At 65.7% G+C, this 12,157-nt stretch carries 14 protein-coding genes; 13 read left to right on the forward strand and 1 reads right to left on the reverse strand.

The genetic code is table 11. The features are described 5' to 3' along the window. Positions 1-149: 149 nt before the first annotated feature. From ACWEFV_RS12690 to ACWEFV_RS12745, 12 genes are all read left to right on the forward strand, one after another. A complete protein-coding gene (locus ACWEFV_RS12690) occupies positions 150-440 on the forward strand; it encodes a WhiB family transcriptional regulator (RefSeq protein ID WP_029107049.1) in 291 nt (96 codons plus the stop codon). Between the two features lie 164 nt (positions 441-604). Next, positions 605-1,363, forward strand: a complete 759-nt coding sequence (locus ACWEFV_RS12695; RefSeq protein WP_135453034.1) for a GntR family transcriptional regulator — start codon at positions 605-607, stop codon at positions 1,361-1,363. A 119-nt stretch (positions 1,364-1,482) separates the two neighbouring features. After that, entirely contained in the window at positions 1,483-2,247 is a 765-nt protein-coding gene (locus ACWEFV_RS12700) for a BtpA/SgcQ family protein (RefSeq protein WP_210115489.1), read from the forward strand. A gap of 10 nt (positions 2,248-2,257) precedes the next feature. Next, positions 2,258-2,716 (forward strand): ureidoglycolate lyase, encoded by a 459-nt coding sequence (locus tag ACWEFV_RS12705; protein ID WP_167857753.1) that lies wholly within the window; start codon positions 2,258-2,260, stop codon positions 2,714-2,716. Further along, complete coding sequence (locus ACWEFV_RS12710) at positions 2,713-3,705, forward strand: carbohydrate kinase family protein (RefSeq protein ID WP_135453032.1); 993 nt, start codon at positions 2,713-2,715, stop codon at positions 3,703-3,705. Before ACWEFV_RS12705 ends, ACWEFV_RS12710 begins: the two co-directional genes overlap by 4 nt. A gap of 92 nt (positions 3,706-3,797) precedes the next feature. Next, positions 3,798-5,357, forward strand: a complete 1,560-nt coding sequence (locus tag ACWEFV_RS12715; protein WP_450070410.1) for an ABC transporter substrate-binding protein — start codon at positions 3,798-3,800, stop codon at positions 5,355-5,357. Beyond that, complete coding sequence (locus tag ACWEFV_RS12720) at positions 5,351-7,324, forward strand: dipeptide ABC transporter ATP-binding protein (protein WP_450070411.1); 1,974 nt, start codon at positions 5,351-5,353, stop codon at positions 7,322-7,324. Before ACWEFV_RS12715 ends, ACWEFV_RS12720 begins: the two co-directional genes overlap by 7 nt. Continuing rightward, entirely contained in the window at positions 7,321-8,181 is an 861-nt protein-coding gene (locus tag ACWEFV_RS12725; RefSeq protein WP_135453029.1) for an ABC transporter permease, read from the forward strand. Before ACWEFV_RS12720 ends, ACWEFV_RS12725 begins: the two co-directional genes overlap by 4 nt. Before the next feature lie 11 nt (positions 8,182-8,192). Beyond that, entirely contained in the window at positions 8,193-9,188 is a 996-nt protein-coding gene (locus tag ACWEFV_RS12730) for an ABC transporter permease (RefSeq protein WP_135453028.1), read from the forward strand. Positions 9,189-9,232: 44 nt separating this feature from the next. Then, positions 9,233-9,973 (forward strand): glutamine amidotransferase, encoded by a 741-nt coding sequence (locus ACWEFV_RS12735; protein WP_135453027.1) that lies wholly within the window; start codon positions 9,233-9,235, stop codon positions 9,971-9,973. 2 nt (positions 9,974-9,975) lie between these two features. Continuing rightward, the gene (locus ACWEFV_RS12740) at positions 9,976-10,659 is read left to right on the forward strand and encodes a TenA family protein (RefSeq protein ID WP_135453026.1); all 684 of its coding nucleotides are present in this window, start codon (positions 9,976-9,978) and stop codon (positions 10,657-10,659) included. A 114-nt stretch (positions 10,660-10,773) separates the two neighbouring features. Beyond that, complete coding sequence (locus tag ACWEFV_RS12745; RefSeq protein WP_135453025.1) at positions 10,774-11,064, forward strand: WhiB family transcriptional regulator; 291 nt, start codon at positions 10,774-10,776, stop codon at positions 11,062-11,064. A 76-nt stretch (positions 11,065-11,140) separates the two neighbouring features. Here the strand turns inward: ACWEFV_RS12745 and ACWEFV_RS12750 are convergent, their stop codons facing one another. Next, positions 11,141-11,503 (reverse strand): DoxX family protein, encoded by a 363-nt coding sequence (locus tag ACWEFV_RS12750; protein WP_450070412.1) that lies wholly within the window; start codon positions 11,501-11,503, stop codon positions 11,141-11,143. A gap of 167 nt (positions 11,504-11,670) precedes the next feature. Between ACWEFV_RS12750 and ACWEFV_RS12755 the strand changes: the two genes are divergently transcribed. Continuing rightward, the gene (locus tag ACWEFV_RS12755; protein ID WP_450070413.1) at positions 11,671-12,096 is read left to right on the forward strand and encodes an OsmC family protein; all 426 of its coding nucleotides are present in this window, start codon (positions 11,671-11,673) and stop codon (positions 12,094-12,096) included. Positions 12,097-12,157 lie beyond the last annotated feature (61 nt).

Genomic DNA, 12,157 nt, shown 5'->3' on the forward strand with positions numbered 1-12,157 from the left:
TTAGCACACCGGCAGGCTATTGACGCGGTTTATTCAGTCCCCCTAGTTTGTGTGCACGAGCGGTCATCGGCGACATGAGCTCAGTTCGGTTCCACCGACTCAAACCCGCCCGCGTTGGCGAAATGGGCGAGCAGAGAGGGGTTTTCCAAATGCCGCAGCCGCAGCAGCTTCCCGGACCCAATGCGGATATCTGGGATTGGCAAATGCAAGGACTTTGCCGTGGTGTCGATTCATCGATGTTCTTCCACCCCGATGGTGAACGCGGACGGGCCCGGGCTCAACGTGAGGTGCGCGCCAAGGAGATGTGCCGCAGCTGCCCGGTGATCACCCAGTGCCGTTCACACGCACTGGCCGTCGGCGAGCCGTACGGCATCTGGGGCGGCCTGAGTGAGTCCGAGCGCGAGCTCTTGCTCAAGCGGGGCATCCGCCGCAGCGCCTGAGCTTCACAGCAAACTTCATACGCCGAGCTGACAAGGCCCCATCCCGCAAGGGATGGGGCCTTTTTCAGTGGGACGTGACTCCGGTCCCATGGAACCCTTGACGTGATCGAGCTCACTGGGATAGATGTATAGACAGGTAGACAACTACCCCGGAGAGGACGCCGATGACGCTGTTGGACGACGAGCAGGATCGCTCACCGCTGCTGGACGAGCAGGATCGCTCACCGCTGTACGTCCAGATCGGCGCCTATCTCAAGCGCATGATCGTGTCGGGCGCGTACCCCGACGACAGCCTCCTGCCGTCGGAGTCCGAACTGCAGCGCATGTTCGGGACCACGCGTGGGACGATCCGCAATGCCCTGGCCATCCTGGTCAGTGAGGGAATGGTCCAGCAGGTCCGGGGTAAAGGGACCTACGTCCGGATGGCGCCGGTGAGCCACAGCATCTGGAACTTCGGCAGCTTCACCGAATTCGCCCGCAGCCAGCAGCAACGGCCGACGACCAAAGTCATCCAGTGCGAGGTCGATCACCGCACCGGCGAGCCGATGCTGCACCTGGTGCGCGTCCGAGGATTGAAGACCGACTCCAAAACCGTCTTCGTCAACATCGACGAATCCCGACTGTCACTGGAACGCTTCCCGAACCTGGACCAGCACGACTTCTCCGTCGAATCGCTGTATCAGGTTCTCCGCGAGGAGTACGGCGTCTCCCCACACCACACCGAACTGGAGATCTGCGCGGTGCCACCGACCGATCTGGCGCGGGAGTGGCTTGACCTGCAGCCCTCCGTGTGCTGCCTCACCCAGGTCAATGGCGTGGTGCACGACGCCGCCGGAGAGATCGTGGAACGCACGACGGTCCAGTACTCACCGCAGGCCGCCGCCGTGCGGGTCATGGTCACCGTGGGCGGGACCGATACGTAGGCCTGCGAGCGCACAGACCCGCCACCCACCTCGAACCCGACGCCCGACGCCTGTCGTCGGCGTGTCACGACCAGCAAGTTTGCCGGCGCCATCGCCGGTGTGAGAACAGGAGAACCACAGTGAGAACTGCGCGTGTGAGATTTCGCGAGTGCTTTGGCGTCGACCAACCGCTGATCGGCATGCTGCACCTTCGCGGAGACGACAACGCCGAGAAGGTCGCCATCGCGAAGGAGGAACTCGACCAGTACCTGGACAACGGGGTTGACGCTGTCATCGTCGAGGACTACTTCGCGACCCTCCCGGTCGTCGAGGAAGTCCTGGATTACCTGGCCTCGCACCGGTCAGATGTCGTGTACGGCGTCAATGCGCTGCGCGACATGGAAGCGGGATTCCGTCTGGCAAGCCAGTATTACGCGCGATTCGTCCAGCTCGATTCGGTGGCCGGACACCTTCCCCCCGACCAGGATGCCGAATTCGGCAGCCGGCTGGCCGAGTTGCGCTCATCCACCGGCGTCGTCGTACTCGGCGGAGTGCGCTTCAAGTACCAGCCGTACTTGTCCGGATTGCCCCTGCGGGACGACCTCGCCCTGGCCGAACAGCGGTGCGATGCGGTGGTCGTCACGGGTACGGGGACCGGACGCGTGACGGACATGAACAAGATCGGACGTTTCCGGGATCTGCTCGGACCCGACTTCCCGCTGATCGTGGGTGCCGGGGTGACGGAGCAGAACGTGGCACTGCAACTCGCAGATACTGATGGCGCGATCGTCGGAAGCTACTTCAAGCGCTTCCACCGCGATGACCAGCCGGTGGAGACCGAGCACGTCGCCAGCCTCGCGACAGCCTTCGAGGCGGCACGGCGACAGGTCAGCCATGCGGTGTGACGCTCGGCCGGTGTCCTCGGCCGGCTTCGCGGCCTACGGTTCCCACTTCCGCCTGTCCGAGGACTCAGACGATGTCGGGCGGGGTGCGGGTATCGGTTGGAGCGACGTACACACCCGAAGCGAATTGACCTTGGGCTCAGCCCAATTGGGCATGACGTCATGCGCCCAAGGCCCGTGGGAATGCAAGCAGATGGAGCGGCACCGCACCACGACAGAGGTCCTCGTGTGCACGAACGCCCCGATCGTGCTCGCTGTCGCGCCGCCCACCCAGGGGCCTGCGCCCATGGCCGCGCAGGTCGAGGCTTTCACTCTCGAACGTGGTGATGTCGTCATTCTCGAGCCGGGTGTCTGGCACGACGCCTGCCGCGGCCGGGACTCGGCGACGAGCTACCTGTGGATCGCCGGCCGCGTCCCCGAATCGGACGCGGCGTGGGTGGACCTGCTCGACGGCCCCGTGGTGATCGGATGAGCGCGCCGGTCCCTGCCGCCGGGCGCACCGCCGTCTTCATCGGCGATGTTGCCCTCGACGAGTACTACCGCATGGAGAAGTGGCCGACTCCACCCGACAAGGCGATGGTGCAGATGCTCCCTCCGGTTACGGGCGGGATGATCGCAAACGCGGCCTGCCGGTATGCCGGGTACTCCGGTTCCTGCGAACTGGTGACGGCGCTCAACGGTGGGGCGGTGGCAGAGCAGTTGCTGCACCGTCTCGGGGACAACGGCGTCGGGGTGAGCCACGTGCTCACCGATCCGGCATTGAACGACTCACGGACGATGATCTACCTCGTCGGGGACGAGCATGTGGTGTTCATTCCCGAGGTCGGGGAATACCAGGTCCCCGTAACGCCTGAGTTGGGGCGAGATCTCGCGACGGCACCGTTCATCTACTCCACGCCGATGGAATTGCACCGGCTCCGGCCGCCCGGTGACGTCTCGGGCCGCGAGCTGCTGCAAGACGTGCGCGCGGCGGGAGTCACCGTGGCGGTGGACCTCGATGTCTGCGCCGAAGGTGAAGAACACGACGACCTGCTGAGCGCGGTCGACATCGTTCTCGTCAATGAGGTGGGCATGGCCCGGCTCGATGCGCGTTCACCCGGAGGGAGTGGAGTCGAGGCTCTGCTCGCGAAGGGGATCAGGACCGTCGTCGTCACCCTTGGTGCCGGCGGCGCCACGGCCCACACCGACGACGGCACCCGGATCGCGATCGCCGGCATCCCCGTCTCGGCCGTGGATGTCACCGGCGCCGGCGACGCCTTCGGCAGCTCGCTGATGTACGGCCTCACTGCCGGCTGGGACCTGCAGGCCGCACTGGTATTCGCCAATGCGGCTGCCGCCAGAACCGTCACCGAGTTCGGCCCTCAGGCCGGGATCGGGCCCGTCGGCGACGTCGTGCAATTTCTCGACAACCACGACCCAGCGGGTGCTGCGGTCGTGCGCCGCTACCTCACCGAAGCCTGACAACACCCGGCGACAACCGCACGTCGCCCAACCCTTGCCTCCCTCATCGAACAATCTCAACCGCCCACACCCGATCGGATGGTGCCCTGACCATGAATCGACGACTCGTTCCCACGGTGCTCGCCACAATCGCCCTGGCATTCACGGTCGCCAGCTGCGGTGGCTCCAACGTCGCCGGCCAGCCTCCCGGCGATGCCTTGCGCCTGGCCTTCTCGTACGACCCCGGGTCGCTGGACCCGGACGTCTTCATGGACGGCGAAGGGATGAGTGTGGTCCAGGCGGCCTACGAAGGCCTGGTCCAGTACCGCGGGGACTCCTCGACGGAGATCGATCCGCTGCTGGCCACCTCCTGGGACGTCTCACCCGACCGGCTGACGTACACCTTCCACTTGCGTGACGGGGTCAAGTTCCACGACGGCACAGCAATGGACTCCGCGTCCTGGAAGGCCGAGATCGAACGCCGTAAGGCTCTCGACCTCGCGACGGTGTACCTCGTCAAGGATGTCGAGACCATCGAGACGCCCGATCCGCTTACCCTCGTGCTGAAACTGTCACAACCCAATTCGGCCTTCCTGCACTATCTCGCGTCCCCCTACGGAATTCGCGCTGTGAGCTCAAAAGCGGTGGCGGACAACACTGTCGACGGGGACCACGCACAGAAATGGCTTGCGACACACTCGGCGGGCACGGGTGCCTACCAACTCGGGGCGGTAAGCCCCGGGCAGAGCTATCAACTCAAGCGCTTCGACGGGTATTGGGGTGAGAAGGCCGGCTTCCCGACGATGCAGTTCTCGATGGTCCCGAACTTCACCACCCAGCAGCTCATGCTCGAACAGGGGCAACTCGACCTGATCTACCACGGGGTGCCGTTCCGCGACCTGCAGCGGTTCGCCGAGCCGAAATTCCAGACCCAGATGTTGCCGTCCATCGTTCGGCTCAACGCCTGGATCAACCCGGACATGGAGCCGTTCAACTCCGAGCCGGTACGCCAGGCGATCGCGCAGGCAGTGGACCGCAAGGCCATCGTCGATCAGGTGTACGGAGACACCGCTTCGGTGGCGACGAGCATCCTCCCGGCTGGCCTGCTCCCCGGGGGCAAGGGCGTCTTCAACCCGACCTACGATCCGAGCAAGCTGAAGGCTCTGGTCGCGACGCTGCCCTCGAAGAAAGTCGATCTGGCCTACACCACCGACGACGCGCTGAACGCCCAGGTCGCCCAGTTGCTGCAGACCCAGTTGAGCGCTGCCGGGCTCGAGGTCACCACCCGCGGGGTCACTCAGGAGACGACCTGGGCCTGGCCGACGCAGGATCAGGGTCGTCCCAACATGCTCATCCTGCCCGCCAACTCTGACGACGCGGACCCCTCGGCGTTTCCGACGGTCTTCTACTCCCGCACAGGCGGACTGAGCTATTTCGCCCCGACGAACGTGGCTGCCGCTGATCAGCTCATCGTCGATGGCTTGCGGGCGGAGTCCGAGGCAGCAGCTGCACAGAAGTACGCGGCGGCGGCAGACCTCTACACCACCAGCGGGAACTACCTGCCCTTGGCGGATCAGCGGGCCGTCATCGTGGCGCGCTCCGGTCTGTGCGGGTGGGAGCACGACTTCACGACGATGTGGGCGTTGCGCCTCCCATCGATCAAGCCATGCTGAGCCCGTCGCCCGCGAAGGCGGATCGATCGGAGGAAGCGACCCCGGCTCCGGTCGCCGGCCTGAAGGACGTGCGGGTGTCCTTCCCAACCGGGGACGGAACGGTCCGCGCCGTGCGTGGGGTGTCTCTGGACATCCAGCCGGGCGAGGTGGTGTGTCTCGTCGGCGAGTCCGGGTCGGGCAAGACCGTCCTGGGGCTGAGCCTGCTGGGCCTGCTGCCCGACGAGGCCGGGCCCGTCATCGAGGGCGAGATGGCAGTGTGCGGTGTACCTGTCATCTCGGCCTCGCCGGGCCAAATGCGTGAGCTGCGACGGAATTCGCTGGGAGCCGTCTTCCAGGATCCGATGACCTCGCTCAACCCCACGATGACGATCGGCAACCAGATCCTGGAGGTTGCGACCGATCGGGCCGAGGCGATCCGCATCCTCTCCGAAGTCGGCGTGCCCCAGCCGGAAGAGCGGATGAGCTGGTACCCGCACCAGATGTCCGGCGGCCAGAGACAGCGCGTCATGCTGGCGATGGCCATCGTCCGGCGGCCGCGCCTGATCGTTCTGGACGAACCGACGACGGCCCTCGACGTCACGGTTCAGGCGCGTGTCCTCCGGCTCCTGCATGACCTGCGGGGCCAGTCCGATGCGTCCATGCTCTTCATCACCCACGACCTCGGGGTGGCGGCACAGATCGCCGATCGGATCGCCGTCATGTACGCCGGGCGCCTCCTTGAGGCGGGGCCGACTTCTGAGGTCATCCACACGCCCCGGCATCCCTACACGCGGGCTCTGCTGCAATCTCGCCTGAGTCTGTCCACCGACCGCACCCACCGCCTCCCCCAGATGCCTGGTGATCTTCCCGCGCCGACGAGTGAGCCGGGCGGGTGCATCTTCAGCTCCCGGTGCGAGTACCACCACGACGCGTGCGATGCCGGAACCCCGCAGTTCCGTGGACCCGTGCCCAAACACCTGGCCGCCTGTGTCCTCGATGACGTGCCGGCGCCGACCGCCGACACCGGGGCGGTCGGGCAGCTGATCGACTCGCAGCTCATCGCCGACGCGGCGGCGACAACCGTCCCCCTCGAGGTCCGCGACGTCAGCGTCACGTTCACGTCGCGGTCGGGTTGGGGCCGCCGCCACGTCCTGCACGCCCTGGACGGAGTGAACCTCACCGTCGGGAACACGGAGTGCGTCGCCATCGTCGGAGAGAGCGGTTCGGGCAAGTCGACATTGCTGCGGGCGGTGGCCGGGCTCCAATCGGTGTCGGCCGGCCAGTTGAACTTCGGCGGCGCGGTACGACCTCAGATGGTGTTTCAGGATGCCGGCGCGTCTCTGACGCCGTGGATGACCGCTGCCGAACTCATCGGTGAGCGATTGCGGGGTATCGGGCTCGATCGGGCGAGCCGGCTGGAGAAGGTCCGGGTCGCCTGTACCAATGTCGGATTGCCGCAGTCCGCCTTGCCGCTCAAGCCCCGCCAGCTGTCCGGCGGTCAGCGGCAACGCCTTGCGCTCGCTCGCGCGATCGTCGAACCCCCGGCCCTACTTCTCGCGGACGAACCGACGAGCGCGCTCGATGTCTCGCGCGCCGCCGGGGTACTCAATCTGCTGGGCGACCTGCGCCGGAACCTCGACATGGCAATGCTCTTCGTCACTCACGACATCGCCGCAGCGCGCATCGTCGCCGATCGGCTCGTCGTCATGTACATGGGCCGGATCGTGGAAGAAGGACCGGTCGAGGAAGTCATCTCCGCGCCCCGGCATCCCTACACGAGGGCACTGCTCGATGCGATACCGAAGTTGGAACCCCACCCGCACGTCACCGCCGCTGCCACCGATGAATCCGGACTCCCCCAGGACGGATGTGCCTACCGCCTGCGGTGCGATCGCGCACTGCCGGAGTGCACGGCAATACCCACGTTGACGGCCACGCCCGTGGTCGGGCAGCGCGTCGCTTGCTTCAATCAGGAGGCCCCGCAATGACCGAGGTCGCTGTCCGCCCCGGCCGTTGGTTGATCCCCCGCCGGGCGATCCGCACTGGCACGCACGCGGGCTGGTCCGAGCGGTTCTGGGTGGGGGCCCTGATCGCGCTCACCCTGGTTGCGCTGACCGCGCCATTGCTGGCGCCGCACAGTGCCCTGATTCCGGCCGGAACTCCCCTCACCCCGCCGGATTCCGCATTCCTGTTCGGCACGGACGATGCCGGCCGGGATCTCCTCAGCCGGTGCCTGTTGGGCCTGCGGACGAGTTGGTTCGCTGCCTTGGCGGTGATCGCCTCCGGCCTGGTCATCGGCGGCGGAATCGGTCTGGTTGCCGGAGCGGTGGGCGGCTGGGTCGACACGCTTCTCATGCGCCTGACCGATCTCTTCCTTGCCTTGCCGGCGCCGGTGCTCGCCATCGCGGTCGTCTCCGCCCTCGGGCCTTCGCTGACCCACACCCTGATCGGCGTCGCCGTCGTGTGGTGGCCCTACTACTCCCGGATCGTCCGCGGGGAGATCCGCCAGCTCGCCGCGCGGCCTCACGTCGAGGCGGCTCGGGTGGCCGGGGTCGGAGTACTCCGGCTCTGGGGGCGGCACCTGCTCCCCGGTGCGATCCCCACAATCCTGGTCGCTGCGAGCCTGGACGTCGGCGGCCTGATCGTCACCCTGGCCGGGTTGTCGTTCATCGGCCTGGGCGCACCCCAACCGGCACCGGAGCTCGGAAGCATGGCCGCCGCCGGTATTCCCATGCTGCTCAACGCCGCCTGGATCTCCGTCGCGCCTGCAATGACGGTTCTTCTGGCCGCCTTCATCGCCAACAAGGCCGGGGACGCCCTCCGCATCATGCTCGGCAATCGATAGGAGGTAGTTCAATGATTCGATTTGTCGTCAATCGACTGCTCGCGCTCGTCGCCGTGTTGCTCGTCCTCACCGGCACCCTGTTCCTGCTTCGCCAGGCCACGCCGGGAGATCCCGCCAAGCAGATTCTCGGCGCCAGCGCATCGCCGGAGGCGTTGGCGGCCAAGCGTCACGAGTTGTGGCTGGATCGATCGCTGCCCTCCCAGTACATCCACTACATCGATCGGCTGCTCCACGGCGATCTGGGTATCTCCATCCGCACCCGGCGACCGGTCAGCGAGGACGTGCTCCAGTACCTGCCGGCCAGTCTCACCCTGCTCGCGTTGGCGCTGACGCTGGCTGTTGTCGTCGGATTGACGGTGGGCGCGCTCGCCGGGCGCGGTGTCCGCGGCACCTCGGTGCTGAACAACGCACTCATCGGTCTGGCCTCGGTCCCGCCGTTTCTGCTGGGGCTGATCGCCGTCGTGGTGTTCTACGCCCAACTTGCGTGGCTTCCGGCCAGTGGTCAGACCGCGGCGTTCGATGTTCCCCAGAGCCCCACCGGGGTCGTCTTCATCGACTCTCTGCTTGCCGGCGACTTCGCACTGGCCGGAGATGCCGCCCTGCATCTGGTTCTCCCGGTCACTGTCCTTGCGCTGACTCCCGCGGTTGCCGTCGCCCGCGTCTTTCGCAGCAGCTTGACCAACACGATGGACTCGGACTACATCCGCACCGCGCGGTCAAAGGGCCTCGGCGAGTGGAGAGTCCTGTCGCGGCACGGCATTCGGAACTCGATCGGCTCGACGCTCTCGATGATCGGGCTTCAGGTAGGCGGCATCTTCGCCAGCCTGGCGGTGGTCGAGGTCATCTTCGGCTGGCCGGGAGTGGGCGCGTATGTGGCCCAGAGCATTCCGTCCGGCGACTTCCCCGGGATCGCGGGTGTGACGCTGGTGGTCGGTGTCGGGTACGTGACCGTGAACGCGATCATCGACGTACTTCAGGCGGCGGCAGACCCACGCATTCGCATCTGACCGCTTCGACTTTTCGCACCAATGTCTACACAAGGAGAAAACGCATGAGCGACATATTGCTAATTGGAGAGAGTTGGATCCGAAACACCACGGACGTCAAAGGATTTGACTCCTTCACCTACAGCTCGTACGGCGTGGGTACCGAATGGATCGAGCGGGCGGTCACCTCGGCCGGACACCGCTTCCATCACCTCCCGGCGCATTTGGTGGACGCCCAATGGCCGGAGCTGGACAAGTACGACGCCGTGCTCCTCAGTGACGTGGGCGCCAACACGTTCATGTTGACCGCGCAGTGTTGGGAGCGGGCGACCCCGACCATCAACCCGTTGACTCAGATCGTCGACTACGTGCGCGCTGGAGGCGGGTTCGCCATGATCGGCGGGTACCTCTCGTTTGCCGGCTTGGAAAACCGTGCCGCCTATGCGAATACGCCGATCGCGGAGGTCCTTCCGGTGACCATCGCCGCGGCCGATGACCGCGTCGAGCTGCCTCAGGGGGTCGATCCGACAACCGCGCATCCGGACCACGCGGCCCTGGGTGGTGCCCAGACCTTCGGCCCGCTTCTCGGCTACAACCGGCTGGTGGCCCGCGACGGCGGCGACGTGCTCCTCAACGTCGGGGCGGATCCGATTCTTGTCACCTGGCCGTACGGCGAGGGCAGGGCGTTGGCCTACGCCAGCGACTGCAGCGAGCACTGGGCTTCACGGCAGTACCTCGATTCGCAGGACTACTCACGGCTCTGGGGCGGCTTGGTGACCTGGTTGATCAACGGAAAGGAAAACTGACAATGTCAGTGCAGCAGACCGGAACAACTTCGCAGTCGACGGCAGTGAGCCCGGTGAGCGAGCGCCTGATCGGGGCGGCCGCCTCGGCGTGGGAGGCGAAGCTCGACTCGCGGTTCATCAGGGAGGCGACCGACGGCACGCTCTCCGAAGACGTCCTGGCGCGCTACATGCTGCTGGAGGCCGAGTTCGTCACCGTGGCGGCACGCGCCCTCGGGTCGGCCATCCTGCGAGCGCCGGGACTGCCGGCGATTCGCGGACACGCGGCCACCATGGCCTCGTTCATCGGTGACCAGCACGACTTCTTCGACCAGGTATCGGCGGCGGGCGGCGCGGCCGAACCCGGACCGAACGCCCGGCGTCGCGCCGAGCAACTCGGCGAGCGCGTGCTGGAGATCTGCGATACCGGAACCTATGCGGAGATCGTCGCCTGCATGTACCCGTCGGAACGGCTCTACGCGCTGTGGTGTTCGCGAGCAGCCGCCGTGCCGGCCCAGCGGTCGGAGGCCCTGCAGGAATGGATTACCTCGCATGCGGAGCTGCCCTACATCGACACCGTCGACTTCCTCACCCATGAGGTCGACAGCCTCGTCGTGAGTGACGACGAGATCGAGCACCTCGGCGCCCTGGTGTCCGAGATCCTCCACCTGGAAATGGAATTCCTGGAGGCCTGCTACGACCTCGACTGAGCTGTCCTGAGTTGATCGGGCCGACCGAACCCATCGACATCCTCAGTTGGGTTCAACCGAATTCAAACCCCGCCCGCTTTGGCGAGATGGGCGAGCAGAGAGGCGGTTTTCCAAATGCAACATCCGCAGCAGCTTCCCGGACCCAATACGGATATCTGGGATTGGCAGATGCAGGGACTTTGCCGTGGTGTCGATTCGTCGATGTTCTTCCACCCCGATGGTGAACGCGGACGGGCCCGGGCTCAACGTGAGGTGCGCGCCAAGGAGATGTGCCACAGGTGCCCGGTGATCACCCAATGCCGTTCACACGCACTGGCTATCGGTGAGTCGTACGGCATCTGGGGCGGCCTGGGTGAGTCCGAGCGCGAGCTCTTGCTCAAGCAGGGCATCGGCTGTAGCGCCTGAGCGTCACGCCGAGTTGAAAGGCTCCATCCCGCAAGGGATGGGGCCTTTTCAGTTGTGTCGAGTTGGGTCCAGGTGGTCAGCCCGCGACAAAGGCCCCCAGCGACAACACCGCGAGCACGAGGAACGTAGCGGGAAAAGCGATGTTGTAGAACACCTGTGCGCGGATGTGGGTGATGACGGCACCGATGAAGAACGCGATCAGTCCGATCGCGGCCGCGACGCCGAGCGGTGGGAACGCGAGCAGGCCCACGAGCAGTCCGACGGCTGCCGCGCCCTTGAGTAACCCGAGCACCGGTACCCAGGTCCGCGGGACGCCGACCTCCGCCGAGTTGGCCAGCACGAAGCTGGCCCCGACAAGGTCCCCGAGCGCCATTGCCGCATTGGCCGCGATGGTGATCGCGACGATCAGCGTCGCGATCACGCCGAGTTGTAGGGTCATGGTTGTCGCCTCCGATGTCCGGCCGCCAAGGGGTTCACCTTGTTGACGATTGCCGCGCGTGAAAGGTGACGACATGAACGACCAACAGGTTCGGCGAGCAGTCACAAAACTGCCCAAAGATCAGCATTTCGAGGCAGTTTTGCGTCTGCTCGCGGAAACTCGTGAATATGACCACTGACGTGACGGTCGCCGAGACAGGCGCAGGGACCTACACCCAGCAGATCACCGCCGGGCGCCACCAACTCGTCGCTGACGAACCCCTCCCGGTGGGCGACGATGCCGGCCCGAATCCCTATGACCTGGTGTTGGCCGGTCTGGGAGCATGCACGTCGATGACGGTGCGGATGTACGCCAACCGCAAGGGCTGGCCCCTCGATAAGGTGCGAGTGATGTTGCGGCACTCACGCATTCATGCGAAAGACTGTGCCGACTGCGAGACCACCAAAGGCATGATCGACCATATCGACCGCGAGATCGAGTTGATCGGCGAACTCGACGACACTCAGCGGCAGCGGCTCATGGACATCGCCGAACGCTGCCCGGTACATGAGACTCTGACGTCGTCGGTCCACATCACCACTACCGAGCGATGAATCGACCGGGCGATTTCGTGATCTGCATGCACCGTCGCGGAGCCCAGGCGTAGGAAGGAAG

The sequence above is a fragment of the Mycobacterium sp. NPDC004974 genome, assembly GCF_053600815.1.

Bases quoted from the DNA above. Each gene is read 5' to 3' on its own strand.
- ACWEFV_RS12750 (WP_450070412.1), bottom strand. From the start codon at position 11,503: ATGACCCTACAACTCGGCGTGATCGCGACGCTGATCGTCGCGATCACC.
- ACWEFV_RS12755 (WP_450070413.1), top strand. From the start codon at position 11,671: ATGACCACTGACGTGACGGTCGCCGAGACAGGCGCAGGGACCTACACC.
- ACWEFV_RS12695 (WP_135453034.1), top strand. From the start codon at position 605: ATGACGCTGTTGGACGACGAGCAGGATCGCTCACCGCTGCTGGACGAG.
- ACWEFV_RS12725 (WP_135453029.1), top strand. From the start codon at position 7,321: ATGACCGAGGTCGCTGTCCGCCCCGGCCGTTGGTTGATCCCCCGCCGG.
- ACWEFV_RS12690 (WP_029107049.1), top strand. From the start codon at position 150: ATGCCGCAGCCGCAGCAGCTTCCCGGACCCAATGCGGATATCTGGGAT.
- ACWEFV_RS12730 (WP_135453028.1), top strand. From the start codon at position 8,193: ATGATTCGATTTGTCGTCAATCGACTGCTCGCGCTCGTCGCCGTGTTG.
- ACWEFV_RS12715 (WP_450070410.1), top strand. From the start codon at position 3,798: ATGAATCGACGACTCGTTCCCACGGTGCTCGCCACAATCGCCCTGGCA.
- ACWEFV_RS12740 (WP_135453026.1), top strand. From the start codon at position 9,976: ATGTCAGTGCAGCAGACCGGAACAACTTCGCAGTCGACGGCAGTGAGC.
- ACWEFV_RS12735 (WP_135453027.1), top strand. From the start codon at position 9,233: ATGAGCGACATATTGCTAATTGGAGAGAGTTGGATCCGAAACACCACG.
- ACWEFV_RS12720 (WP_450070411.1), top strand. From the start codon at position 5,351: ATGCTGAGCCCGTCGCCCGCGAAGGCGGATCGATCGGAGGAAGCGACC.
- ACWEFV_RS12745 (WP_135453025.1), top strand. From the start codon at position 10,774: ATGCAACATCCGCAGCAGCTTCCCGGACCCAATACGGATATCTGGGAT.
- ACWEFV_RS12710 (WP_135453032.1), top strand. From the start codon at position 2,713: ATGAGCGCGCCGGTCCCTGCCGCCGGGCGCACCGCCGTCTTCATCGGC.